Source organism: Gordonia araii NBRC 100433 (genome assembly GCF_000241265.1).
In the GTDB taxonomy this organism is placed as follows: Bacteria; Actinomycetota; Actinomycetes; order Mycobacteriales; family Mycobacteriaceae; genus Gordonia; species Gordonia araii.
The window spans coordinates 59,193-83,269 of sequence record NZ_BAEE01000045.1; the positions used below are offsets into that span (position 1 = coordinate 59,193).

At 67.9% G+C, this 24,077-nt stretch carries 26 protein-coding genes; 11 read left to right on the forward strand and 15 right to left on the reverse strand.

The annotated features are described in order from the left end of the window. Nucleotides 1–69: 69 nt before the first annotated feature. Together GOARA_RS07740 and GOARA_RS07745 are read right to left on the reverse strand one after the other, a co-directional pair. Nucleotides 70–846, reverse strand: coding sequence for a hypothetical protein (locus tag GOARA_RS07740; RefSeq protein WP_007321783.1), 777 nt, complete (start codon nucleotides 844–846; stop codon nucleotides 70–72). Between the two features lie 95 nt (nucleotides 847–941). Beyond that, nucleotides 942–1,595 (reverse strand): carbonic anhydrase, encoded by a 654-nt coding sequence (locus GOARA_RS07745; RefSeq protein WP_040522202.1) that lies wholly within the window; start codon nucleotides 1,593–1,595, stop codon nucleotides 942–944. Between GOARA_RS07745 and GOARA_RS07750 the strand changes: the two genes are divergently transcribed. Beyond that, on the forward strand, nucleotides 1,594–2,484 hold the full coding sequence (locus GOARA_RS07750) for an iron-sulfur binding domain-containing protein (RefSeq protein WP_040522204.1): 891 nt from the start codon (nucleotides 1,594–1,596) through the stop codon (nucleotides 2,482–2,484). The genes GOARA_RS07745 and GOARA_RS07750 overlap by 2 nt on opposite strands. Before the next feature lie 39 nt (nucleotides 2,485–2,523). Here the strand turns inward: GOARA_RS07750 and GOARA_RS07755 are convergent, their stop codons facing one another. Beyond that, complete coding sequence (locus GOARA_RS07755; protein WP_007321786.1) at nucleotides 2,524–3,330, reverse strand: alpha/beta fold hydrolase; 807 nt, start codon at nucleotides 3,328–3,330, stop codon at nucleotides 2,524–2,526. 130 nt (nucleotides 3,331–3,460) lie between these two features. Here GOARA_RS07755 and GOARA_RS07760 point away from each other — a divergent pair, with 130 nt between their 5' ends. The 3 genes from GOARA_RS07760 to GOARA_RS07770 are packed head-to-tail and all read left to right on the forward strand — an operon-like array spanning nucleotide 3,461 to nucleotide 5,997. After that, entirely contained in the window at nucleotides 3,461–3,778 is a 318-nt protein-coding gene (locus tag GOARA_RS07760) for an antibiotic biosynthesis monooxygenase family protein (RefSeq protein ID WP_007321787.1), read from the forward strand. 10 nt (nucleotides 3,779–3,788) lie between these two features. After that, a complete protein-coding gene (locus GOARA_RS07765; protein WP_007321788.1) occupies nucleotides 3,789–4,451 on the forward strand; it encodes a class I SAM-dependent methyltransferase in 663 nt (220 codons plus the stop codon). Between the two features lie 52 nt (nucleotides 4,452–4,503). Beyond that, a complete protein-coding gene (locus GOARA_RS07770; protein WP_007321789.1) occupies nucleotides 4,504–5,997 on the forward strand; it encodes an aldehyde dehydrogenase in 1,494 nt (497 codons plus the stop codon). Between the two features lie 133 nt (nucleotides 5,998–6,130). Here GOARA_RS07770 and GOARA_RS07775 read toward each other — a convergent pair whose 3' ends face one another. From GOARA_RS07775 to GOARA_RS07830, 12 genes are all read right to left on the reverse strand, one after another. Continuing rightward, a complete protein-coding gene (locus tag GOARA_RS07775; protein WP_007321790.1) occupies nucleotides 6,131–6,739 on the reverse strand; it encodes a hypothetical protein in 609 nt (202 codons plus the stop codon). 2 nt (nucleotides 6,740–6,741) lie between these two features. Then, nucleotides 6,742–7,509: an Rv1363c family protein gene (locus GOARA_RS07780; protein ID WP_138947596.1), complete on the reverse strand. Its 768-nt coding sequence runs from the start codon at nucleotides 7,507–7,509 to the stop codon at nucleotides 6,742–6,744. Then, entirely contained in the window at nucleotides 7,476–8,957 is a 1,482-nt protein-coding gene (locus tag GOARA_RS07785; protein ID WP_007321792.1) for an MCE family protein, read from the reverse strand. Before GOARA_RS07785 ends, GOARA_RS07780 begins: the two co-directional genes overlap by 34 nt. Next, entirely contained in the window at nucleotides 8,954–10,270 is a 1,317-nt protein-coding gene (locus tag GOARA_RS07790; protein WP_007321793.1) for an MCE family protein, read from the reverse strand. The genes GOARA_RS07785 and GOARA_RS07790 overlap by 4 nt, the downstream gene beginning before the upstream one ends. Beyond that, nucleotides 10,267–11,529, reverse strand: a complete 1,263-nt coding sequence (locus GOARA_RS07795) for an MCE family protein (RefSeq protein WP_007321794.1) — start codon at nucleotides 11,527–11,529, stop codon at nucleotides 10,267–10,269. Before GOARA_RS07795 ends, GOARA_RS07790 begins: the two co-directional genes overlap by 4 nt. A 2-nt stretch (nucleotides 11,530–11,531) precedes the next feature. Then, nucleotides 11,532–12,734, reverse strand: coding sequence for an MCE family protein (locus tag GOARA_RS07800; RefSeq protein WP_007321795.1), 1,203 nt, complete (start codon nucleotides 12,732–12,734; stop codon nucleotides 11,532–11,534). Further along, entirely contained in the window at nucleotides 12,734–13,792 is a 1,059-nt protein-coding gene (locus GOARA_RS07805) for an MCE family protein (RefSeq protein ID WP_007321796.1), read from the reverse strand. The genes GOARA_RS07800 and GOARA_RS07805 overlap by 1 nt, the downstream gene beginning before the upstream one ends. Continuing rightward, nucleotides 13,785–14,963, reverse strand: coding sequence for an MCE family protein (locus tag GOARA_RS07810; RefSeq protein WP_007321797.1), 1,179 nt, complete (start codon nucleotides 14,961–14,963; stop codon nucleotides 13,785–13,787). The genes GOARA_RS07805 and GOARA_RS07810 overlap by 8 nt, the downstream gene beginning before the upstream one ends. A 5-nt stretch (nucleotides 14,964–14,968) precedes the next feature. Then, on the reverse strand, nucleotides 14,969–15,820 hold the full coding sequence (locus GOARA_RS07815) for an MlaE family ABC transporter permease (RefSeq protein WP_007321798.1): 852 nt from the start codon (nucleotides 15,818–15,820) through the stop codon (nucleotides 14,969–14,971). 3 nt (nucleotides 15,821–15,823) lie between these two features. Then, the gene (locus tag GOARA_RS07820; RefSeq protein ID WP_007321799.1) at nucleotides 15,824–16,588 is read right to left on the reverse strand and encodes an MlaE family ABC transporter permease; all 765 of its coding nucleotides are present in this window, start codon (nucleotides 16,586–16,588) and stop codon (nucleotides 15,824–15,826) included. Nucleotides 16,589–16,645: 57 nt separating this feature from the next. Then, on the reverse strand, nucleotides 16,646–17,536 hold the full coding sequence (locus tag GOARA_RS07825; protein ID WP_007321800.1) for a 3-oxoacyl-ACP reductase: 891 nt from the start codon (nucleotides 17,534–17,536) through the stop codon (nucleotides 16,646–16,648). Between the two features lie 129 nt (nucleotides 17,537–17,665). Continuing rightward, entirely contained in the window at nucleotides 17,666–17,857 is a 192-nt protein-coding gene (locus GOARA_RS07830) for a ferredoxin (protein WP_007321801.1), read from the reverse strand. Between the two features lie 109 nt (nucleotides 17,858–17,966). Here GOARA_RS07830 and GOARA_RS07835 point away from each other — a divergent pair, with 109 nt between their 5' ends. The 7 genes from GOARA_RS07835 to GOARA_RS07865 all read left to right on the forward strand — a co-directional run. Then, nucleotides 17,967–19,151 carry an acyl-CoA dehydrogenase family protein gene (locus GOARA_RS07835; protein WP_007321802.1) on the forward strand — a complete coding sequence of 395 codons (1,185 nt, stop codon included), beginning with the start codon at nucleotides 17,967–17,969 and terminating at the stop codon, nucleotides 19,149–19,151. Between the two features lie 11 nt (nucleotides 19,152–19,162). Beyond that, complete coding sequence (locus GOARA_RS07840) at nucleotides 19,163–20,281, forward strand: acyl-CoA dehydrogenase family protein (protein ID WP_007321803.1); 1,119 nt, start codon at nucleotides 19,163–19,165, stop codon at nucleotides 20,279–20,281. 11 nt (nucleotides 20,282–20,292) lie between these two features. Beyond that, the gene (locus tag GOARA_RS07845; protein ID WP_007321804.1) at nucleotides 20,293–21,888 is read left to right on the forward strand and encodes an AMP-binding protein; all 1,596 of its coding nucleotides are present in this window, start codon (nucleotides 20,293–20,295) and stop codon (nucleotides 21,886–21,888) included. A gap of 175 nt (nucleotides 21,889–22,063) precedes the next feature. Beyond that, nucleotides 22,064–22,669, forward strand: a complete 606-nt coding sequence (locus GOARA_RS07850; protein ID WP_245548383.1) for an MspA family porin — start codon at nucleotides 22,064–22,066, stop codon at nucleotides 22,667–22,669. A gap of 91 nt (nucleotides 22,670–22,760) precedes the next feature. Further along, nucleotides 22,761–22,976 carry a hypothetical protein gene (locus GOARA_RS07855; protein WP_007321806.1) on the forward strand — a complete coding sequence of 72 codons (216 nt, stop codon included), beginning with the start codon at nucleotides 22,761–22,763 and terminating at the stop codon, nucleotides 22,974–22,976. 72 nt (nucleotides 22,977–23,048) lie between these two features. Further along, nucleotides 23,049–23,819: an HTTM domain-containing protein gene (locus GOARA_RS07860; RefSeq protein WP_245548384.1), complete on the forward strand. Its 771-nt coding sequence runs from the start codon at nucleotides 23,049–23,051 to the stop codon at nucleotides 23,817–23,819. After that, a partial coding sequence (locus tag GOARA_RS07865) for a hypothetical protein (RefSeq protein ID WP_040522207.1) occupies nucleotides 23,816–24,077 on the forward strand: 262 nt, incomplete at its 3' end. The genes GOARA_RS07860 and GOARA_RS07865, both read left to right, overlap by 4 nt.

Here is a 24,077-nt window from a genome sequence, read left to right on the forward strand (position 1 = left end):
CGTTCACGCGCCGCGATTACGGTCGCGCGACACCGGCCGAGGGCGCGGGAACGGAACGGTGGAGCGAGATCAGGGCTGCTGGGCCGGTGCGACGACGTTGAAGGTGATCGGCGCGGACTCCCGCTCGCCGATCTTGCCGATCGCGCGGTAGGCGCCGGGCGGAATCGGCTCGCGCGGGGTCTTGCAGCCGGGAGTGCTCGTCGTCCCCGACCACGTCACCGTGTCGCGCTCCTGCTGACCGGGCTGGAAGGCCACGTTGCGCACCGTGCGCAGCGGCGAGCAGTCCCGCGCCGTCCACAGCGTGCGCGTGCCGTCCAGCGACCGCACGACGACGTTCTGGGCTGCCTTGCCGATGTCGCGGGTGCACTCGGTGAGCCCGCCATTGGTCACGGCGATGGTGAATACCGGCTGGTCACCGACCTTGTAGGTCGACTTGTCGGTGTACAGCACCACCGAAAGGCTCTGATCGGTGCACAGATTCTGCGCCGGAACTCCCGCCGCGGCGTCGGTCGGCTGAACCGGGCCCTGCGGAGCGGGCGCAGCCTCGCCGGGCTGCTGTTGCTGGGGTGCCGGGTCACCGCCCTGCGGCGCCGCCTGATTGTTGTCGGGGTTGTTCTGCTGCTGTCCGCCGGCCTGATTGTTCTCGCCCGGCTGCGCGGGCGGCTCCTTCGGCTCCGGGGCGGGAGCGGAACTCGTGGCGGCGACCTGCTGATCGTCGGGGGATGACGGCAGCGCCGAGATGATGAGCGCGACGACCAGTCCCACGAACGCCAGAGCACCGACACCGGCGACGATGCGCCGACGCCAGTAGATCTCTGGCGGCAAAGGGCCCTGTGGTTCGATCACACTCCCACGCTAACGGCCCCCGACTACCTGACCGATGAGGCTATCCGGCGTGTCGCAATACTGCCGCTGATCACAGCGAACGCGGCTGCGGGCCGCTACACCTCGTCGGGCTCGGCCGGCTGGTCGTCGACGTCACCGAGAACGTCGCGCAGCGCGACGCGACCGTCGGCCAGATGGTAGGTCAACCCGAGGATCGCGACCTCGCCGCTGTCGACGCGCTGACGGATCAACTGGCTGCGCTGCATCAGCAGACGCCCCGTCTCGACGACGTGCTCGGCCTCGAACTCGTCCAGACGCGTCTTGCCTTTGGCCCGCGCCGAGAGGATCGACGGTCCGACGCGTTCGATGATGTCGCGGATGTAGCCGCCGGGGATGGTCAGATCGTTGAGCGACGCGACGGTCGAACCCACGGCGCCACAGGAGTCATGGCCGAGAATGGCGATGAGCGGAACGTGCAGGAGTTCGGTCGCGAACTCCAGCGAACCGAGCACCGACGAGTCGATGATGTGGCCGGCGGTACGCACGACGAACATGTCGCCCAGCCCCTGATCGAAGATCATCTCGGCGGCGACCCGCGAGTCGGAGCAGCCGAACAGGACCACGTTGGGCGCCTGCCCTGCGGCGAGGACCGCGCGGTGGTCGATACCCTGGTTGGGATGCTCCGGTTTACCAGCCACGAATCGTTCATTCCCGGCCTTGAGGTTCGCCCAGGCCTGGGCTGGCGTCAATCGTTGTGAGGCTGCGGACATGGGATTGAGTATGCCACCGGGGCCGATCCTGGCCTGGTTCGACGTCCACGAACGGGACCTGCCGTGGCGCCGCGACGAGGCGACCGCCTGGCACATCCTGATCAGCGAGTTCATGCTGCAGCAGACACCCGTCTCGCGCGTGCTCGGGCCGTGGCGAGAATGGGTGACCCGCTGGCCGACTCCCGCGGATATGGCCGCCGCCAGCGGCGCCGACGTGCTTCGGGCGTGGGGCAAGCTCGGCTATCCGCGACGGGCGCAACGGCTGCACACCTGCGCGAAATCGATTGCGGCACAACACGACAACGTCGTGCCCGACGACGTGGACGCGTTGCTCGCACTGCCCGGCGTCGGCGAGTACACCGCGCGGGCGGTGGCCTGCTTCGCCTACGGCCGCGCCGTTCCCGTCGTCGACACGAATGTGCGCCGCGTCATCGCGCGCGCCTGTCACGGCCGGGCCGACGCTTCCACGGCGCGGCGGTCCGATCTCGACGACGCTTCGGCGATCGCGCCGCGCAGCGCCGACGGCGAACCGGCACCGACGGCGCCTCGCTTCTCGGCGGCGCTGATGGAATTGGGCGCCCTGGTCTGCACGGCCCGCAACCCGCGCTGCGACGCCTGCCCGATCGTCGGGTCCTGCGCGTGGGTGGCCGCCGGACGACCCGCCTCGACCGAACCGCGCAAACGCGTGCAGCGCTACGAGGGCACCGACCGACAGGCGCGCGGACGACTGCTCGACGTGCTGCGCGACCGGACCGGCCCGGTCGAGCGGGACCGGCTCGACGCCGCGTGGCCGGCCGACCCCGGCCAGCGGGCCCGCGCGCTGGATTCGCTGCTCGTCGACGGATTGGTCGAGATCACCGACGACGGCCTGTTCCGGCTCGGCGGCTGATCACTCCTCCCGCACGAATCGTCAGTTCCCGACGCGATCTCATCGGGAAGTGCGGATCGGTGCGGGAGGAAGGGCCGAGAGGAAGGCTTCGACCGCGCCCCGGAAGAACTCCGGCGCGTCGTCGTGAATCAGGTGGCCGGCGCCGGGCGCGACGACGTGCTGAGCGTTGACGTTGCGCAGCGCCATCGCCGCCATCTGGCCGGGCGGGGTGACGGTGAAGCCGGCTTCGAGGACCAGTGCCGGCACCTCCACCCGCTCCCACGCCGACCAGTAGTCGCGGCGCCCCCATTCGTCGGCGATGGAGATGAACACGTCCAGGTCGCCGTGCAGGCGCCCATCGTCGAAAGCTTCGTAGAAGTAGCGGCCCGCGACCTCGCCGAAGAGTTCCTGCGCGTGTTCGACGGAGGTGAACCGGTCGGGCCACGTCTCGAACCACGGCGTCCAGTTGCGCGTCGTCTGACCGCGAAAGTCGGGCGCCATGTCTTCGACGACGATGCCGCGCACCAGGTCGGGATGCTTCGCGGCGGTACACCACGCGTGCAATCCGCCCATCGAGTGGCCGATCAGGACCGCGGGGTCGTCGCGACCGGTGAGCCGCCCGATGCGCGCCAGGACGTCGGCGATGTCGTCGACGAAACGCTCGGTGGCCATCTCGTCGGGCTCGACCTTCGTCGACGGCGGTATCGGACCGGTGTGCCACGCCGCGTCGACGGTGAAGACGCGTCCGTAGCGCCGCAGCCAACCGACCTGTCGCGACCAGGTGCGCCCGCGGCCCATCAATCCGTGCAGCAGCAAGATGGGCGGGCCGTCGCCCCCGTGATCGGTCAGCGAGTCGGAGTCGGTCACGGTTGAGACTGTAGCCCGGCCCGCGCGTCATGATTTCGGTCATCCAGCGTCGATCGGCGCAGCACGGGCGAAACGATGCTGGAGGCGATGGTCCCTGTCGAGTGAGCGTCGGCGCAGCTAGGGTGGGGTCATGGCAGTAGTCAAGATCAACGCGATCAGCATCCCCGAAGGCGCGGGCCCCGAGTTGGAGAAGCGCTTCGCCAACCGCGCGCACACCGTCGACGGGTCGCCGGGCTTCCTGGGCTTCCAGTTGCTGCGCCCCACGAGCGGCGAGGACCGGTACTTCGTCTACACGCAGTGGGAGTCCGAGGAGGACTACCAGAACTGGGCCAACGGCGACGCACGGGCCGCGCATGCCGGCGAGCGCAAGGGCAACACCGTCGCGTCGGGCGCGAACCTCCTCGAGTTCGAGGTGGTCATCGACGCGAAGCCGGCGTCGGCGCAATAACGCACTCCTCGTGACGCAGCCGGTCCGCGATGCCTACGCATCGCGGGTAGCCGAATACATCCAGGTCTGCGGGACCATCGAGACGGCCGACCCGCGCGACCGCGACCTCGTCGCCTCATGGGCGCGCGACATCGACGGTCCTATCGTCGACGTCGGGTGCGGCCCTGGCCAGTGGACCGCGTTCCTTCACGACGACGGCGCGAGCGTTGTCGGGGTCGATCCGGTTCCCGAGTTCATCGACGAAGCACGCCGGCGCTATCCCGACGCGCATTATGCGGTCGGTCGCGCCGGGGCACTCGACTTCCCGCCGGGGTCGAAGGCCGGGATCCTCGCCTGGTTCTCGTTGATTCACGTCGATCCCGCCGCCCTCGACCCCGTGCTCGACGATGTGGCGCGCGTGCTGAAGCCGGGCGGGCGGCTGCTGGTCGGCTTCTTCGAAGGCCCGGAACTCGTCCGGTTCGAGCACAAGGTCTACCCGGCCTGGTACTGGCCAACGGCCGACCTGACCCGACGGCTCGACGCCGCCGGCTTCTCGGTGGTCGAGACCCGCACTCGAATGGACCCCGCCTCGACCCGCAGCGGGGGTTCGATCAGCGCCGTGCTGCGGGCGCGCGACGACGCGACGCACCCGCGGCGACGATCTGATCCTCCGTCACCCCTGGTCGATAAGTAGAACGTGTTCTAGTATCGGAGGTGAACCAGATCACCTACCTTGGAGCACACGCATGACCGAGACCGCTACCGCAGCCGACACCCTCGTCGGAAGCGGTGACCAGCCCAATCTGTTCATCGGCGGCAAGTGGGTCGCTCCGCACTCCGCCAAGCGAATCGACGTGATTTCGCCGTCGACCGGCGAGAAGGTCGGATCGGTTCCCGACGGCGACACCGCTGACGTCGACGCCGCCGTCAAGGTCGCGCGCGAGTCCTTCGACGCCGGCATCTGGCGGTCCAAGACTCCCGCTGAGCGCGCGGCGGTGTTGCGCCGTGCCGCCGAACTCATCAACGAGCGCTCCGCCGACATCACCGGCCTCATCTCCGCCGAGATGGGTGCCTCGGCCAGCGATGTCGCGACACTGCAGCAGCTCCCCGGCACCGGCGTCCTGAACGCCTACGCCGACGCCGCCGAGGCGTACCAGTGGGAGGAGAAGCGCACCGGGCTGTTCGGCGAGAGCCTCGTCGTCCGCGAGCCCGTCGGCGTCGTCGGGGCGATCATCGCGTGGAACGTCCCGCTGTTCCTCATCTGCAACAAGCTGGGGCCGGCTCTCGCCGCGGGTTGTTCGATCGTGCTGAAGCCCGCACCCGAGACCCCGCTCGACTCGAACCTGCTCGCCGAGATCTTCACCGAGGCCGGCGTCCCCGAGGGTGTGCTCTCGGTGGTCACCGGCGGCCTCGAAGCCGGCCAGGCCCTCGTCGAGCACCCCGACGTCGACAAGATCACCTTCACCGGCTCCACCGCTGCCGGCCGCATCATCGCGTCACGCTGCGGCGAACTGCTCAAGCGCTGTTCGCTGGAAATGGGCGGCAAGTCGGCGGCCATCGTCCTCGACGACGTCGACCTGCCGTCGAGCATCCACATGCTGGTCTTCTCCGGGCTGCTCAACAACGGCCAGGCCTGCGTCGCGCAGACCCGTGTGCTGGTGCCGCGCTCCCGCCACGACGAGATCGTCGATGCGATGGTCGAAACCGCCAAGACCTTCACGCCGGGTGTTCCCAGCGATCCGGAGGCCAAGCTCGGGCCGATCATTACCGAGAAGCAGCGCACCAAGGTCGAGGGCTACATCGAGAAGGGCAAGTCCGAGGGAGCCACCGCGGTGCTCGACGGCGGGCGCCCCGAGGGTCTCGACTCGGGCCACTTCGTCGCACCGACGATTTTCACCGGCGTCACCAATGACATGACGATCGCCCGCGAGGAGATCTTCGGCCCGGTCATCTCGGTGATCGCCTACGACACCGTCGACGAGGCCATCGCGATCGCCAACGATTCCGACTACGGCCTCGCCGGTTCGGTCTGGACCTCCGACATCGCGCGCGGCGTCGAGATCGCCAAGCAGGTGCGCACCGGCACCTACGGCATCAACTGGTACGCCATCGATCCGGCGTCGCCCTTCGGCGGCTACAAGAACTCCGGCATCGGCCGGGAGAACGGTCGGGAGGGATTGGAGTCCTACCTCGAGCACAAGTCGATCCTGATGCCGATGGGCTACTCGTCGCAGAGCTGATCCCTTTCGATTCGCCGGCTGCGCCCGCCTGGGCACAGTCGGCGAATTCTTTGGTCCACTCGGCAAAGGTCAGGTGCCCACTCGGCGTGGGTGAGGTGCCCACTCGGCGGGGGTGAGGTGCCCAGTCGGCGGGTCAGCGCGGGGCGGGTTCGCCGGAAGGAGCCGGCGCTCGGTCGCCGCCTTGCTTCTCGACGATCTTGCGCAGCGAGTCGTCGGTGAAGATCTCGATGGAGTTGATCTTCCAGTCGCCGCCCTGGCGGACCATCGTGAACTGTACGCGGCTCGGGTCGATGCGGACCTTCGGCTCCGCCTTGCTGGTGACCGACTGATTCAGGAACAGGAGCACCGTCGAGGTCGTGCGCGTGTTGGTCACCACCCCGGCGTCGGCGACGTCGAGCTTCGAGATGATCCGGTTGCTCTTGACGTTGTGGGCCATCTTGAGCTGGGTGACCTGCTCGTCGAACTCCTTGCGCGCACCCTCGATGACGAATCCCTGCGCCCGCGCGATCTTCTCGTCGACGTTCTCGGGCTCATAGCTGAACATCGTCTGCGCGTAGGACTTCGCCGCCGTCAGCGACGAGTCGCGCGCCGACTCCACCCCGGCCAGCCGGTAGTAGCGGAATCCGAGGAACCCGGTCAGCACCACCAATGCCGCGACCAGGACCGCGACGGCAAACCACGCCGTGGGCAGGCGTTCGGCCGACTCCCCTGTTTCGGATTTCTTGCGCTTCGCCTCGGCCACGGTCAGTACACCCAATCGAACTTGGTCAGCTTCAGCTGGTCGTTGATGCGACGCATCTCCACCCGCCATCGGAACACCTGGGATTCGACCTCCGACGCGGCATTGCCCTCGCGCTGGCTCCACCCCAGCACCATCAGCACCTGACCGAAATCCGGTTCCGCCTTCGTGACGGCGCTCGACAGCACCTGGCCCTGGGTCTGGATTCCGTGCTGCTCGATCTGCGTGATGATCTGCTGGGTCACCATCTGAAGGTTCTCCGCAGCCGTCCCGCTCGTCTTCTCCAGCAGCGTCTTGCGGATCCCGTCGACGTTGGATTTGTTCAGCGACGTCAGATTGACCGTGACCTGCTGGGCGAAGGAGTCGTACTCGGCCCGCAGATCCTCCCGCTGCTGGGCCCGGTAGCCGCCGATGGCCAGCAGCACCGACGCGACGACCAGGGCCACCACGAGCAGGCCGACCCCGATCCCGATGGCCGCGGTGGCCGGATCCGTGCGGTCGACCGTCACGAACGACGATCCGGATTTCACTGTCGGCGTGCGCTTCGGCGTCGGCTCTTCCCCGGCGTCGCCGGCCGGCACGGCGGGCTTCGCCTTCGCTTTGGCGCGACGGCGAAGCGGTGCGACCCGGACCGGACGTGCCGACGGCGACGCTGGGGCCTTCGCCGAGTCCTCCGCCTTCGTCACCTCCGGTGAGGATGAATCTCCTTGCGCGTCAGCCGAATCCGTCGATACCTCGGTCATCGGGTCGTCGGATTGATCATCTGTTGCCATGTTGTCGTTTTCCCTCGCGAGTCCCTTCCGAGACCGGCGTTGTAGGTCTTGCCATCGGGCCCGACGTAGTCCCCGGTCTTGGGGTCGTAGGTCGTCGAGTACACCGCGGGCTGGTTGCCGTCTTTCCGGAACTGAGACGGCGTCGCAGGTACCACGCTACCGGTCGCACCGGCCCCCTGGTGACGGGCCGGAGCCACCCCAGGTCCGCGTCCGGGCCCCTGCCATTTGAGTCCGAACGGCAACCCGTTCGGGAACGGCACGTTCTGGTTCGCGTTGGGCTTGTAGCCGGTGCGGCATTCCTCCGGCGTCGGTGCGCGACGGCCCGGGAATTCCACACACGGGAAGTTGCGGCTGCCGCGCACGGCGAGGTTCTGATCCTGCGGCACCCGGCACAGCAGACCGGGCGGCAGCTCGCGAGCGGTCGTCGCCGACCCGGGACGCCATTGGTCGAACGGCAGGAAGCCGACCGTACAGGTGCCCGGGTCCTGGAATCCCAGCGCGAAATCGGCGTTCGCGCCGTAGCGCTCGACGTCGCCGGTGTTCACCGCGGTGATGAGGATGTCGAGCAGACGCGGGTACAGCACGAGGATCTGACGCATGTTCGGGTGGTAGACCGCCATGGTCTTCGCCGACGTGCCGAGGTTGTCGACCAGCAGCGGCAGCGAGATCTGCATCGATTCGAAGAGGCGGCCGGTGTCCGACGTGACGCCGGGGCCCTTGGCCAGGATGCCGGTGATCTCCGGCTTGTTGGCCCGCAGCTGATCGGTCACCCTGGTCATGCTCGACGTCCACGAGCGGACGGCGTCGGAGGTGCGGCGCTGGGTGGAGAGCACGTCGCCCGCCTCGCGCACCAGCGCGATCATCGCGTCGGAGTTCTGATAGGCGTCGTCGGTCAGCAGCGTCATCGAATCGAGGAGTCGCTGCAGCTGTTCCCCGGTCCCGTTGAACGCCTTGAAGGCCTCATCCATCACCGCGCGCAGCTTGGAATCGCCCACGTTCGTCAGCAGACGGTCGGCCTGGTCGAGCATCGTGGAGATCTCCACCGGCACGTCGTCGGTCACCACCGTCGCGTTGTTGCCCAGCGACGAGGAGTCCGGCTTCTCCGGCGGGAGGAACTCGACGAACTGCTCGCCCACCGCCGACACGGACCGGATGGACGCCTGCGAGTTCTCCGGGATCTTCGCGTTGGAATCGATGGTGAGCCGGGCGCGCACCCCCTTGTCGGTGAGGGTGACCGAGTCGACCTTGCCGACGTTCACGCCGCGGAAGCTGACGTTGGCGTTCTGGTAGAGCCCGCCGGTCGTCGGCAGGTCGAGGTTCACCCGGTAGACGCCGACGCCGAACATCTGCGGGATGCGGATGTAGATGATGGCCATCGCCAGCATCGCGACCACGGTCACGACCGCGAAGATGATCAGCTGGGATCGGACGAAGTTGGTGATCTTCATCGTTGCCCCCGTTGTTCGTTCCGCGGTGAGCGCGGCTTGGGGTTGGCCTGCCGTTTGGGTTGTGCGGGACGCTGCCCGGGACGGCGCGGGCCGGAGCGCCGCTCCGACGGTTGCATCGGCGACTGGAACGGGTTGAGCCCGCGCCGGGCGGCACCGGCCGGACGGCCCGCGAGCGCCTCCGGACCGAGGATGCGGCTGCCGAGCACCGACGGGAACAGGCCGCCGCCCAGCCTGGTGAACGTCAGATCCAGGTTGAGGTCGGTGTTCACGTAATCACCCCTGACCACGTTGTCGATCGCCGACTCCGGGAACGGGAAGGTCAACAGCACGCCGAGCGACTGCGTCAGCGACGGACCGGTGGACTGGAGTTGGTCGAGGGTGGGCTTGAGCGCCCGCACGGCCTGGCGGATGTCGTCGCTGTTGGCCTTGAGGATGTCGTCGGCGGTCGACGAGAGCCGGCCGATCGCGCCGAGCGCATCGACGAGCTGCTGACGCTGGTCGACGAGGAGCTGCAGGATCCGCGGGCCGTCGGCCAGCGCCCGCTCGATCGTCGGGCGCTGTTCGTTCATCGTCGCCGTGAGACGGTCCAGACCGGCGATCGCGCGGATGATGTCACCGCGCTGGGAGTTGAGCGACCCGACGAGCTTGTTGAGCCGCGGCACCAGTTTCGCGATGGTCTCCTGGCGCCCGTTGAACGTCTTGTTCACCTCGGTGACGATGTCGCCGAACTGGGACAACCCGCCGCCGTTGAGCACCACCGACAGCGAGCTGAGCACCTGCTCGGTCGTCGGGAAGGTGCACACCGAGATCTGTTGGGCGACACTGACATCGGGGATCGTCTGACCTTGCGCAGCGGTCGGCGCCAGGTTCTCCTGCTCCGGACATTTGGCGAGCGGAATGGTGTCGCCCGCTCGCATCATCGGCCCGCTCGGGTTGTCCGGCTGGACGATCTGCAGATGCGACGAGCCGAGCACGCTGGTCATCCCGACCATCACATGCGATCCGGCGGGCACCTGGGCGCCCTTGTTGAGCCGCATCTCGACCCGGGCGTTCCAATCGTCGACGGTGATGCTGCCGATGGAACCGATGGTCGCGTCCTCCAGCATGATCGGCGCATTGGTGACGAGACCGGCGGCCGTGGGGATGATCGCGCTGATCCGGTAGGCGCCCTCCCCGGTACCGGCCGCGCCCGGCACGGGCAGCTTGTTGGCGCCGAATCCACACCCGACCAAGGCCGTCGCCAGCGCCGTCGCCAATGCGACGGCTGCCGCTGTGCGCCGCTTCGTATCCGCCGTTGCCGTCCTGGTCATCATCGCTCCGCTCCGTACGGCACGAGCATGCTGCCCAGCGGGTTCGGCAGGTTGTTGGCCCGGCGCGTCTGCGCGTCGAGGTCGCGAATGCCCTGCTGGGCGCGCGCCTTCACGTCGGCGTTCTGGTACTTGATCTGATGCGGCAGCGCGACTTGGCCCTGCACCGGGTTGATCAGGAACGGCGGATAGTTGATCACCATGGACTTCAGCACCGGCGCCAGTACGTCGACGCACTTGTCGACTTCGGCCTGGCTCTGCCCGGGGCGGTTGTTGGCCTCCATCGTGCCGCACAGCAGGGTGATGAGGTTCGATCCCATGCCGAGGCCGAAGATGCCTCCGAGCGAGCCCGTCATCGGGTTGTAGATGTTGTAGAAGTTCGACAGCTGCGTCGGGGCCGAGTGCAGCAGGCCGCGCAGTTGCTTGTCCTTCTCGCGCAACAGGTTCGTCGCCGTGGCGACCTGCTGCATGGACTTGGTCATCGCCTGGCCGTTGCTGTCGAGGAACTTCTTGATGTCGACCATCGCCGAATCCAGCCCGCTCAGCGCATCGCTGAGTGCACCGGTGTCGTCGCCGAGAATGCCGGCGACCGTGGCGATCCTCCCGTTGAACTGCATCAACTGCTCGTGGCTCGACGAGAGCGATTCGGTGAGCTGCTGCAGGCTGCGGATCGTCGAGAAGAGGTCGTCGCGTCCCGAGGACAGGGTTCCCAGCACTTTCGACATCTGCACGATCGACCGGTTGATCGCCGTCCCGTTGCCCTGCAGGTTGGAGTCGGCGACACCCAGCGCGCGGGTGGCGGCGCTGCTGCCGGTCCCGTCCGGCCCGACCGCTTCGGTGAAGCGGGTGAGCTGCTTCTTCAGGTCGTCCCACTCCATCGGGATCGCGGTGCGCTCCATCGGGATGTCGTCGCCGCCGGAAAGTTTGGGGCCTTCGGTGTAGACCGGCGCCAGTTGCACGAAGCGGCCCGACACCAGCGATTGCGCGACGATCAGGGCTTTCGCGTCGGCCGGCACGTCGACCGACTTGTGCAGCCGCATCCGGACCTTGACCGAATCCGATTGCGGCTCGACCGAGACGACGCGGCCGACGTTGACGCCGAGCACGCGCACCGGGTCGCCGGGGAACAGGCCAGTGACCGACCGGAAGTACGCGGATACGGTATCGGTCGTCGCCTTCTGGAAACCGAAGTAGCCGACGATGACCAGTAGTACCGCCGTGAGGGCGGCGACCAGGGAGAGCCACACTTTCTTGCCGTATGCCATGGCTACCTCCCTCCCCGCGGTCCCGACGGGTATTCGACCTTCGGCGCGCGCGGCCGCGGCTTGTTCGGGTCGAATCCCGGCGCGATGCTGTAGCGGGTCGGGTCGAAGTTTCCGCCGGTGTACCAGAACGCCTGGAAGATCTCCGGGTACTTGCGCTGCAGCGCCTTCATGAACACCGCCGTGTAGTCGCCGAACGTCGGCACGCCGATGAGCGAGGAGAAGTAGGGACCGGATGAGACCGCTTCACCGAGCAGGTTCGAGTACGGGCCGAGACGGTCGATGGCGTTCTTGAGGTCGCTTCGCTTGTCGATGAGAATCTGCATGACCCCGTCGAGCTTGTCGAGGACCGGCGCGAGCTGCGCGTTGTTCTCGGCGATGAAGCCGCGGATCTGCGCGGTGACGTCACGCGTGCCGGTGATGATCTGGTCGAGTGCGTCCGAACGGTTCTGCAGCTCGCCGAGCAGCGCGTTGGCGCTCAGCAGCAGCCGATTGACCTGTTCGTTGCGGTCGCCGACGATCGCGCTGACCCGATTCGCCCTGCCGAGCAGTTCGCGCAGCGACTTGTCCCGGTCGGCGATCGCCTGCGAGAGCCGCGCGACCCCGTCGACCGCGCCGCGCACCGATGCCGGAGTCGCCGAGAACGTGTCCGACAGGGTGTTGATCGCGGTCCGCAGCTGATCGGTGTCGGTCTCCTCGAGCGCACCGGTCGCGTTGTCGAGCGCGTCGGTCAGCGAGTACGGCGCCACCGTGTTCTCGTTGGCGATCTCGCCGCCGGGACGGATCCGCCCCGGCCCGTGCGGGATCAGGGTCAGGTTGCGCCGGCCCAGAACCGTTTCGGTCTTGATCGCGGCCTGGGTGTCGACGCCGAGCGACACCGAATCCTGCAGCCGGAACCGGACGGCCGCCTTGGTGCCGTCCGGCGTCGACGCCAGGCTGATGCCCTCGACCTTGCCGACGTTGACGCCGGCGACCGAGACGACGTCGCCGGGCACCAGCCCGCCGGCGTCGTCGAAGTAAGCGCGGTAGGTGCTGACCGGCGAAAGGAACGGCAGATTGTCCATCTGCAAGGCGGTGAGCACGACCAGACCGGTCACCAGGAACCCGATGATGCCGGTGGCGGCGCGGCTGCGCTGACCGCGGGCGGTGTCTCGTTCGACGTCGGCGGCGTTCGATCCGCTGCGCGAGGCGCTGAAGGGCAGATTCACTATTGACACCTCCCGCCGGCCTTCTGGGTGTTGCCCAGCATGTCGATGGTCGGGATCACCAGCTGCGGAGTACCCGGTGCGCCGAAGATGAGCCGCTGACGGCAGATCCAGATCTGCAGCCAGGCGCCGTAGCTGCCGAGGTTGGAGAGCTTCTTGAAGTCGCCGGGCAACCGCGACAGCAGCGGTCTGATGTAGGCCTCGCCGCGCAGAATCTCCTCGCTGGTGCGTCCCAGGTTGCGCAACGTGCCCTGCAGGTCGGGCCTGGTGTCGCCGAGTAGCCGCGCCATGTTGTTGGCCACCGACGCGGTCGAGCTCAGCGACGCACCGATCGTCGACCGCTGTCCGGCCAGCCCGCTCATCAGGACCTCCAACCGGTCGATGCTGTCGATGAGACCGGTCCGATCGGCGTCGAGCGTGGCCAGCGTCGAGTTCAGGTTGTCGATGACCGAGCCGATCAGCTGGTCGCGGTCGGCGAGGGCCTCGGTGAGTTCTGCGGTCGTGCGCAGCAGGTGGTTCAGCGCCGGGCCCATGTTCTGGTCCTGGAACACGTGGATCAGGCTGCTGGACAGCTCGTTGACCTGACGGCCGTCGAGCGTGCGAAACAGCGGTTTGAAGCCGCCCAGCAACTTGTCGAGGTCCAGCGCCGGCTCGGTCTGCGCCGTCGGCAGGGTCGATCCCGGCGCGAGCGTCTGTCCCGGGTCGCCCGAACCGCGGCGCAGTTCCAGATAGCGGTCGCCGGTCAGGTTCTCGTAGCGGATGAGGGCCTGCACGGACTTCGGCAGCACGTGCTGGCGGTCGACGGAGAACGCCAGTTTGGCGATGTTGTCGTCGTTGAGGCCGACCTCGCGGACGGCACCGACGTCGACACCGGCGATCTTGACCTTCGCTCCCGGCTTGATGGCCGAGGCGCTCGTGAACAGGGCCGAGTACGTGTTGGTACGGACACCCTGGAAGCTGCTGAACACCGCAACCAGGCCGACGAACACCAGCAGCATCGCGGTGGTGAAGGCGCCGAGCTTGATCACGGTGGCGCGGAACTTGCGTGCGCGACTATCCACGGGGCGGCGCTCCGAATAACAGTTGGAAGACTTTGGTGGTACTCACCTTGGGCTGGGTGCGGGGCTGGTAGGGGCGGGGGGCGTTGTCGATGACCAGGAAGTTCGCCTTCGTCTTGGTCCTCGGGTTGGAGAGGCCGTTCTCACAGGTCGGCGGGGCGGCGCCGCGGACCCACGGGAGGTCCCGCGGGTACTGGTACGGGTCCTTGCCCGGCAGCAGACCGGCGTTGAGCTTGAGCAAACCGTCGTGCAGGCCGAAGATCGGTGCGCCGATCTTGCCGCCGACCGCCGCCGTGCGGATGAAGCAGGCGATACCCGGCGCGTTGTAGCCGAGCAGGGCCATGGTCGGGTTCGAGTCGTTGAGCATCGCGATGATCTGTGCCTTCTTCGGTTCGATCACCCCGCTGATCGTGCCCGCCATGCCGGTCGCGTTCACCAGCAGCGCGTCGAGGTTGGCGGTGTTCTGCACCAGCGTGTTGCCCAGGAACACCGCGTTGTCGACGGTGCGCATCAGGTTCGGCATCGCGTCGGCGTAGAGATTCATCGTCGCCGAGGTCTCGTTGATCAGTTCGGTGAGCTCGTCCAGGTGCGGGTTGGTCTTGCCCAGCAATTTCGACAGGCTGTCGATGCCGCGCCCGATCGCGTCGCCGTTGCCGTCGAGCGCCGTGGTGATCGCCCCGACGGCGGCGTTCAGCTTGTCCGGCTGCAACTGCGCCAGCACGTTGACCAGCCGCTGGTAGACGGTGTTCAGCTCCACCGTGACGTTCTCGCCGTCGATCTGGGCCCCGGCCTGCAGCCTCCCGGCCGGCCCCTCGCTCGGGGCGACCAGCGTGACGGCTTTCGCGCCGAAGATCGTGTTGGACTTGATGTCGGCGGTGACATTGCCGGGGATCCCCGAAACCTGGTCGGCGCTGATCGCCAGCCGCAGCACGGCCCGGCCGTTCTCCTCGCTGATCGACTCCACCCGGCCGACCTCGACGCCGCGCAGCTTCACCTTGGCGTCGGGATTCATCACCAGGCCGGCGCGGGGGGCGACGACGGTGACCGGAACCGTGGACTTGAACCAGCCGAGGAACTGCCCGGACGCACCCGCGATGAGCAGCGTCAGGGCGCCGACCATCACGACCGCGGCGGTCCGGCGGACCGCAACACTGCGTTCTTCTCGTCGCACCATTGCCCCTAGCCCGCCAGGTTGAACTTGCCGTCGGCGCCGTAGATGGCGAGGGAGGTGAGCAGCGTGATTACGACGACGACGACCAGCGAGGTCCGGACCGCGTTGCCGACGGCCACGCCGACGCCGACCGGCCCACCCGACGCGGTGTAGCCGTAGTAGGTGTGGATCATCATCACGGCCATGGCCATGCAGATCGCCTGCGCGAAGGACCAGAGGATGTCCGACGGGATGAGGAAGGTGTTGAAGTAGTGGTCGTAGACGCCCGGTGACTGCCCGTAGAGGAACACCGTCGCCATCCGGCTGGCCAGGAACGACGCCAGGGACGCCAGCGCGTAGAGCGGGATGATCGCGACCAGGCCGGCGACGATGCGCGTGGACACCAGATACGGGATCGAGTGGATCGCCATCGTCTCCAGCGCGTCGATCTCCTCGCTGACCCGCATCGCGCCCAGCTGTGCCGTCGCACCCGCGCCGATCGTCGCGGCCAGCGCGATGCCGGCGATCACGGGCACCGCGATGCGCACGTTGATGAAGGCGGAGAAGAAGCCGGTCAGCGCTTCCACGCCGATGTTGGCCAGCGAGTTGTAGCCCTGCACGGCGATCGTGCCGCCGGTGAACAACGTCAGGAACCCGACGACCACGACGGTGCCGCCGATCATCGCCAGCGCACCGGTGCCCATCGAGATCTCCGCGATGAGGCGCAGCGTCTCCTTCTTGTAGTGCCGCAGGGCGCGCGGGATGGACACGACGCTGTCCCAGTAGAACAACGCCTGATCGCCCAGGCGGGCCCAGGAACTGCCGGAGCGCTTCAGCGCGACTCGGGTGCGGCGGAAGGTCGTCGTTTCGGGCAGGACCATCGCTCAGCCCCCCGTCGCCGTCAGGCCGACCGCCGTCACCACGATGTTGACGACGAACAGTGCCATGAAGGAGTACACGACCGTCTCGTTGACGGCGTCGCCGACGCCCTTCGCGCCGCCGGAGACGTTGAGGCCCTGATAGCAGGCGACCAGGCCGGCGAAAAGACCGAACAGCGCTGCTTTGACCATCGAGATCATCAATTCGCCCAGTCCGGTCAGCAGCGTGAGGTTGGCCAGGAAGGCGCCCGCATTCACGTCCTGCAGGTACACCGAGAACACGAACCCGCCGCCGATGCCGATCGTGCACACGAGGCTGTTGAGCAGCAGGGCGACGCCGGTCGACGCGATGACGCGCGGCACGACGAGGCGGTGGATGGGGTTGATGCCCAGCACCTTCATCGCGTCGATCTCTTCGCGGATGGTGCGGGCGCCGAGGTCGGCGCAGATCGCGGTGGCGCCGGCACCGGCGACGATCAGCACCGTGACGATCGGGCCGATCTGGGTGATCGTGCCCAGTGCCGCGCCGGCTCCGGACAGGTCCTGCGCCCCGATCTCGCGCAGCAGGATGTTGAGGGTGAAGCTGACCAGCACGGTGAACGGAATGGCCACCAGCAGGGTCGGGACCATGGAGACGCGGGCGATCGCCCACGAACACTCAATGGTCTCGCGCCACTGGAACGGTCGGCGGAACAACTCGCGGGACACCTCGGTCGTGAGTGCGAAGAAGTCGCCGAAGGCAGCGAACGGCGTCGAGAGCCTGGTGAGCACCGTCACTCCTTCCCCCATGACTTTGGCGAAACTACCATGCGCAGTACTTGATCGTTGTCAGTTCATCAAGGCGGTTGCCGAGAAGCTGATCTTCGGGTCGCGGCCACCGAAGTAGCTGGTCAGTGTCTTTTCCAGCTCTTCGTCGGACCAGTCGTCGCCTCCGGCGCGGAAGACCTCGGCGATCTCCGGAGCGGCCATCAAGGTGACCTGAGGACCATAGACGACGAAGAGTTGGCCGCTGACTCCCGATGCCGACTGGCCGGCCAGATAGTTGACCAGCTTCACGACGTGCTCGGGCGAGAGCGGGTCGACGCCGTCCGCGGGCGCATCGCCGAATACGTCGGCCGTCATCGCGGTGCGAGCGCGCGGGCAGATCGCGTTCGCGGTGACGCCGTAGCGGCCGAGCGCGCGTGACGCCGACAGGGTCAACGCGGTGATTCCGGCCTTGGCGGCCGCGTAGTTCGCCTGGCCGGGCGGGCCGAACAGCGCCGCCTCCGACGAGGTGTTGATCAGCCGGCCGTAGGTGGTGCCGTCGCCGCTCTTGGCCGCTGCCCGCCAGTACGCGGCGGCATTGCGGTTCAGCAGGAAGTGGCCGCGCAGATGGACCCGCTGAACAAGGTCCCAATCGTCGTCGGTCATGTTGAACAGCATGGTGTCGCGGACCACGCCAGCGTTGTTCACGACGATGTGCAGACCGCCGAGATCCTCGGTGGCGGTGCGCATGATCTCCGTCGCGGTTTCCGACGAGGAGATGTCGCCCGCCACCGAGACGCCGCGCGAGCCGGCCGCGGCGATCTCGTCGAGCACGTCACTGGAAGACAGGGCTGACGCGAGGTCGTTGACGATCACCGTCGCACCGGCCCGCGCCAGGCCGATGGCCTCGGCCCGGCCTAGGCCGGCACCGGCTCCGGTCACGACGGCTACGCGGCCGTCCAACGATTCACTCACGCTTGTCCTCCGACGAACTTTGACCCGGCCCGCTCGCTTCGCTCCCGGCACCGGAACTAGAACCTGTTCCAACGCACCATACAGGTTCGCTGTGGGATGTGGGCTGACACCCCGAAAAAGTCGATGAGTCTATTCGTGCAGGGTCAGGGCGGACTTGGGACAGCTGGCCACGACCTGGCGCATCTCCTCCGCACGGTCCTCCGGCAGATCTTCCTGCAGGATAACCAAGTAATCGTCATCATCGAGCTCGAACACGTCCGGCGCCATTCCGACGCAGATGGCATTGGACTCGCACAAGTCGAAGTCACAAGTAATACGCATCGCGCAACTCCTCTCCTCGGGGCCCGCCACGGTTGACGAGCCGGCCGTTTCAGGTTAGAACGTGTTTCAGAAACAAGCGAGCAAACCCCCTGAACGAAAGCTGGATCCAATGCGCATCGCCTACTCCGATTCGCAGGAAGCGCTGCGCCGGGAACTGCGCGCCTACTTCGAAAAACTGATGACCCCCGAGCGCCGGGCGGCCCTCCAATCCGCCGACGGCGAGATGGGCGAGGGCGACGCCTACCGCGACGTGGTCCGCCAGATGGGCGCCGACGGATGGCTGGCGCTGGGCTGGCCCGAGGAGTTCGGCGGCGCCAACCGGTCGATGATGGATCAGCTGATCTTCACCGACGAGGCCGCGATCGCCGGTGCTCCGGTGCCGTTCCTGACGATCAACTCCGTCGCGCCGACGATCATGCACTTCGGCACCGACGAGCAGAAGAAGTTCTTCCTGCCCAAGATCGCCGCGGGTGAGCTGCACTTCTCCATCGGCTACTCCGAACCGGGCGCCGGGACGGACCTCGCGTCGCTGCGCACCACGGCGGTAGAAGACGGCGACGATTTCGTCATCAACGGCCAGAAGATGTGGACCAGCCTGATCCCCTACGCCGACTACGTGTGGCTGGCCGTGCGCACCGACCCGGAGGCCAAGAAGCACAAGGGCATCTCGATGCTCATCGTGCCGACCACCGCCGAGGGCTTCTCCTACACCACGGTCCACACCATGGGCGGCGTCGACACCTCGGCCACCTACTACCAGGACGTACGGGTGCCGAAGTCCGCGCTGGTCGGCGAGCTCGGCGGCGGCTGGGCGCTGGTGACCAACCAGCTGAACAACGAGCGCGTCGCACTGTGCAGCGCGGCCCCCATCCAGTCCGCGCTGCGCGAGACGACCCGATGGGCGCAGCAGACCAAGACCCCGGCCGGCGACCGCGTGATCGACACGCCGTGGGTGCGATCGAACCTGGCACGGGTGCACGCCGGTGTCGAGTTCCTCAAGCTCATCAACTGGAAGATCGCCTCGCAGGCGGGTTCCGGCGAGGCGCCGAGCCCGGCCGACGCGTCGGCGACGAAGGTCTACGGCACCGAGTTCGCCACCGAGGCTTACCGGCTGCTCATGCAGGTGATCGGGCCGGCCGCGACGCTGCGACAGGGCTCGGCGGGCGCCCACCTGCTCGGCCGGCTGGAGCGGTTCCAGCGCTCGTCGCTGATCCTCACTTTCGGCGGCGGCACCAACGAGATCCAGCGCGACATGATCGCCATGCTCGCCCTCGGCCAGCCGTACCGGCGATAGGAGAGAGGACCATGGACTTCACCACCGAAGAGACGACCGGCGAACTGACCGGGCTGGCCCGCGACATCGCCACCAAGATCTCCACGCCCGAGCGCGTCGCCGAACTGGAAGCGCAGGCCGCACCACTGGATGCCGCACTGTGGCAGGAACTGGGGGCGGCGGGCCTCATCGGCCTCGAACTCCCCGAGGACCTGGCCGGCGTTGGCGGCGGCCAAAGCACCGTCGACACGGTCGCGGTCGCGACCGAGGTCGGCCGCGCACTCGGCGTCGTCCCCTACGCGTCGACGGCGATCGGCGTGCTGCCGACGCTGGCCGGCTGGACGTCGGGCTCGCGCGACGAGTGGCTGGCCCGCGTCGCCGCGGGCGAGGCCGTCATCGCCGCGGCCGTCGACGAAGACACCGTCTACGACCCGTACGCCCCGGCCGCGACGACGCTGAGCGGCGCGGGTAGCGACGGTGTCCTGCGCGGCACCAAGGTGAACGTGGCGTTCGCGGCGGGGTCGGACGCGTTGCTGGTGACGGCTGAAGGCGACGACGGGCCGGTCATCGTGCTCGTCGAAACCACGAGCGAGGGCGTCTCGGTCACCCCGACGCCGTCGACCGGCTTGCTGCCGACCGCCCAGGTCGACTTCAGCGACGTGGCGGTCGGCGCCGACGACGTCGTCGCCGCCGGGGCCGAAGCCGTCGCGGCATTGGTGGATCGGCTGAATCTTGCCGCGTGCGCCGAACAGTCCGGCATCCTCGACGAGGCGTTGCGCCGCACTGCCTCCTACGCCGCCGAACGTGAGCAGTTCGACCGCAAGATCGGTTCCTTCCAGGCGGTCGCCCAGCGCCTCGCCGACGGCTACATCGACGTGCAGGGCCTGATCCTGACCACGACGCAGGCCGCGTGGCAGCTGTCCGAGGGTCTCGATGCCGCATCGGCGATCGACACCGCGAAGTTCTGGGCCGGGCAGGCCGGGCACCGGGTGGCGCACACCGCCATCCACGTGCACGGCGGCGTCGGGCTGGACACTTCGCACCCCACGCACCGCTACTTCCTGCGCGCCAAGCAGAACGAGTACGCGCTCGCCGGTGAACCCGCCGTGCTGGCCCGGCTCGGCGACCGTCTCGCCGCCGACCCCGCCTGACGACGCCGACCGTGCCCAATATCCCGCCGACCGTGCCCAATATCCCGCCGACCGTGCCCAAGAACTCGCCGACCGTGCCTTCGGTGGGCGACGCGCGGACGGTCAGCGAGCTGCTGGACGGCCTGCGCGGTGTCACCGACCGCGGACTGCGCTGCGGGGACGAATACGTGGCGTGGCGCGACCACTTGCGCGAGGCCGCCCGATGGGGTGCGGCAGCGCGGCAACTGCTCGACGAGGACCGGCCGCCGCACATCGGCGTCGCGCTGCCCAACTCGATCGACTATTGCACGCTGTTGAGCGCTGCGGTGATCGAGGGATTCGTCATCGTCGGCATCAACACCACCCGTCGCGGGGCGGCGCTGGCCCGCGACGCCCGCACCGCCGATTGCCAGGCGATCCTCGTCGACGACACGACCGCCGGCCTGTTCGACGACGTCGACCTGCCAATCCCCGTCATCAACGTCGCAGATCCGGCGTGGACGAATCTGATTGCCGCGCAACCGCTTCCAGAAGGGCCGGTCATCGCGGACCGCGACCCCGACGACCTGCTCATGTTGATCTTCACCTCCGGCACGACCAGTGATCCGAAGGCGGTCCGGTGCAGTCACCGCAAGTTCGCCGCGCCCGGAGTGATGCTCGCGGACCGTTTCGGCATCGGCCGCGACGACGTCGTCTACCTCTCGATGCCGCTGTTCCACTCCAACGCGACGGTCGCCGGCTGGGCGGTCGCATTGGCCGCGGGCGCGTCGATCGCATTGCGCCCGGCATTCTCCGCGCGGGGCTTCGTCGAGGACGTCCACCGCTACGGCGTGACCTACGCGAACTACGTCGGCAAGCCGCTGCACTACATCCTCGCCGTGCCACCCGCGCCGGGCGACGCCGACTCCACGCTCCGCGTCGTGTACGGCAACGAGGCCAGCGCCTCCGACCGCGCCGAGTTTGCCCGCCGCTTCGGATGCACGGTCGTGGACGGCTTTGGTTCCACCGAGGGCGGCGTCTCGATCTCGCGTACGCCCGATACCCCCGCCGACGCACTGGGGCCGCTGTGCCCGCCCGTCGCCGTCGTCGATCCGACGACGCTGTCCCCGATGCCGACCGGCGAAGTCGGCGAGATCGTCAACCTCTCCGGGCCCGGATTGTTCGACGGCTATTACAACGACGACGAGGCGACGAGCGAGCGGCTCCGCGGAGGCGTGTACCGGACCGGCGACCTGGGGTGGGTCGGCGACGACGGCTATCTCCGCTTCGCCGGCCGGCTCGGCGATTGGGTGCGCGTCGACGGCGAGAACCTCGGCACCGCGCCAATCGAAACGATCCTCCTCCGCCATCCCCGGATCGCCCAGGCCGCCGTGTACGGCGTCCGCGCGGAGATCGGCGACGAGCTGTGGGCAGCGCTCGTCGCGCCCGACCTGACGCCCGTGGAGTTCTCGGAGTTCCTCGCCGCCCAACCCGACCTCGGCCCGAAGCAGTGGCCGAGCCGAGTCCGGATCGTCGACGAACTTCCGCAGACCGCGACCTTCAAGACGCTCAAACGCACGCTGGCGGGCGAATCGGCCGACGCCGACTGGAGCAGGCGTCCCAGCGGCCGCTATTCGGCCGCCGAGTAGCGCGACCGCTTATCACGGCCCGCCGCCCAACCTTTGCAGCCTCGAAAATCCACGTTGCGATTGCGTATCGGTGAATATCCATGTATACATGTCCCCAACTTGTTGTTCGGTTGAGGAGAATGAATTGGTGCGGGGGGCGCGGGGGGTCATTTTGGCCGTCGCTATGTCAATTGGAATGTCCATGGTCGGAGGCGGTGCCCAGGCATCGGCGGACACGATCAAGTTGCCGTCCCACATGCGGACGTGGACAACTGACGACGGCTGGCGGGCGACCGTCGCAGCCGACCGGCAGAAGGTTTTTCGCGTGCAGCCGCTGACCGCATCCGGGTTCTCCCGCGAGGCCTACGTGACGCTGCGGTCCTGGGCAGGACTTTCTCGAGTACGGCCCGCGAAGCGGGGCGCCAAGATCACCGCCACGCTGGAGTCGGGATACCAGATCGGTTGCATGGCCACGCTGAACGAGGTGACGCCGAGCCTCGGCGGCAGCTTCGGACTGGGCGGCAACGGCGGTGTGCAGACCGGCCCGGTCTTTCTGATCAGCCCGCAAGCGCTCATTCAGCCGGGTATCTCCGTGTCGCTCTCGCCGGGCAGGTCGGTCATCGTCACCTTCGGCAAGAAGCCGCTGGAGTCGGCCAAGTCGAGTCAGACCGTCCGCAATGGCCACATCACCGTGGACGGCTGCATCGGGACGGCGAACATTCGCAGCTTCTCGGTCCTCACGATCCGGACCAACGAGATCGATGACCAGAACGCCATTCACGGACGAGTGACACCGCTGTGACCCGTCGCGCGCCCAGACCCCCGAGGCACGCCCTCGCGGACACGAACGCAGCAGCGTTCGTGAAACCACTCAGTGGAAGGAAAACATCGCCATGAAGATGTGGGAGATCGAAGATCAGCTCAACGGTGGCGCCATGCCCACGGCGGCCGGCACCGGCCCGCTGGTCAGCGCGGTTCCGCAACGTACCGCGATGATGTCGAGCATGGCGCAGTCGGCGGACGTGATGTCGTCGCTGGCCACCGTCGCTGCTTCCGCCGCGAGCATCTACGCGCTCAGCAACACCGGGCAACGCCCCATCAACAACTGAATGGGCGCTGGTCCTCAACACGCAGGACACCGGCCCGACGCCAGCTACACGACGTCACGCCTGCTCGCAGGCGTGGCTCGTGTCGTCGATGGCGTCGCCGGTGTCAGGTCCCGCGACGGCTATCGGCGGTCCGGACTGCTCGCCGGCCGGTTCGCCGACAGCCATCCGCGGTTCGCTCAGCGCTGGCCGCGGGTAGCCGAGGCGGTCGACGCGCCGGCGACCGCGATCACTGCAGACACTCTCAAGATCGTCCTCGGTGTGGCCATGTGCGCAACCCGGAATCCGAGGCACCAGGGCCTACTCGCGGCGGGCGACCTCGCGCTCAGCCGTCTCTCGACCGCGCGCACCAATCTCGGCAGGGAGGGTGCCGACGACATGATGGACGCGTTGTCGGTCATGGCGCTCCTCACCGCCGCGGAGGGCGACGCCGCCCCCCGTCGCTACCTGGCGGCGGTGAACGTCCAGCTCGGCCTGTCCTACGTGATGGCCGGTGTCGCGAAGCTGGCCTCCTACGAGTGGAACAGCGGCGAGGCGGTGCGCATGATCATGAGCACCGAGTCGTTCGGCGACCCGGCCCTGCACCGCTGGTTCAGCGATCACCGACGCGCAGGACAGGCCATCACCTGGACCGTGGCCGTCGGCGAAGTGTGTTATCCCCTCCTCTACCTCGTTCCCAACCCGCGCGCCGCACGGGCACTCGCCGCAGCCGGGATGGGTTTTCACCTAGTCGTCGCCGCCAAGATGTCGCTGCCGCAGTTCGTCTACGCCTTCGGCGCCGCCTACCCGGCCGTGTTCTGGGCGATCGGACAACGGCACAGCGCAAGGCTCGCGCCCGCCCCATGACCACTGCCGGGAGGGCCCGCGGGGCCGCACGCCACTACCTGCTCGCACCGGAGGTGCCGCCGGCTGCCGACACGGTCGTCGTGCTGGAATCCGAGATCGGGCAGCCGCCCGACTACTGGCATTGGCTCGTCGCCGAGTTGGCCGCACGGCGAATCCCCTGCCTCGTGCGGGTTCGTCCCGGGTACGTGTGGACACCGCTTCGCCAGGCCGTGCCGCTCGCCGCAGCCGACCTCGAGCACATGGCGGAGAACTCCCCGA

Excerpts from the sequence above, each read along its gene's own strand:
- GOARA_RS07750 (WP_040522204.1), top strand. The coding sequence starts at position 1,594 with ATGGGATTGAGTATGCCACCGGGGCCGATCCTGGCCTGGTTCGACGTC.
- GOARA_RS07745 (WP_040522202.1), bottom strand. The coding sequence starts at position 1,595 with ATGTCCGCAGCCTCACAACGATTGACGCCAGCCCAGGCCTGGGCGAAC.
- GOARA_RS07760 (WP_007321787.1), top strand. The coding sequence starts at position 3,461 with ATGGCAGTAGTCAAGATCAACGCGATCAGCATCCCCGAAGGCGCGGGC.
- GOARA_RS07770 (WP_007321789.1), top strand. The coding sequence starts at position 4,504 with ATGACCGAGACCGCTACCGCAGCCGACACCCTCGTCGGAAGCGGTGAC.
- GOARA_RS07780 (WP_138947596.1), bottom strand. The coding sequence starts at position 7,509 with ATGGCAACAGATGATCAATCCGACGACCCGATGACCGAGGTATCGACG.
- GOARA_RS07785 (WP_007321792.1), bottom strand. The coding sequence starts at position 8,957 with ATGAAGATCACCAACTTCGTCCGATCCCAGCTGATCATCTTCGCGGTC.
- GOARA_RS07790 (WP_007321793.1), bottom strand. The coding sequence starts at position 10,270 with ATGATGACCAGGACGGCAACGGCGGATACGAAGCGGCGCACAGCGGCA.
- GOARA_RS07795 (WP_007321794.1), bottom strand. The coding sequence starts at position 11,529 with ATGGCATACGGCAAGAAAGTGTGGCTCTCCCTGGTCGCCGCCCTCACG.
- GOARA_RS07810 (WP_007321797.1), bottom strand. The coding sequence starts at position 14,963 with ATGGTGCGACGAGAAGAACGCAGTGTTGCGGTCCGCCGGACCGCCGCG.
- GOARA_RS07815 (WP_007321798.1), bottom strand. The coding sequence starts at position 15,820 with ATGGTCCTGCCCGAAACGACGACCTTCCGCCGCACCCGAGTCGCGCTG.
- GOARA_RS07830 (WP_007321801.1), bottom strand. The coding sequence starts at position 17,857 with ATGCGTATTACTTGTGACTTCGACTTGTGCGAGTCCAATGCCATCTGC.
- GOARA_RS07835 (WP_007321802.1), top strand. The coding sequence starts at position 17,967 with ATGCGCATCGCCTACTCCGATTCGCAGGAAGCGCTGCGCCGGGAACTG.
- GOARA_RS07840 (WP_007321803.1), top strand. The coding sequence starts at position 19,163 with ATGGACTTCACCACCGAAGAGACGACCGGCGAACTGACCGGGCTGGCC.
- GOARA_RS07850 (WP_245548383.1), top strand. The coding sequence starts at position 22,064 with ATGTCCATGGTCGGAGGCGGTGCCCAGGCATCGGCGGACACGATCAAG.
- GOARA_RS07855 (WP_007321806.1), top strand. The coding sequence starts at position 22,761 with ATGAAGATGTGGGAGATCGAAGATCAGCTCAACGGTGGCGCCATGCCC.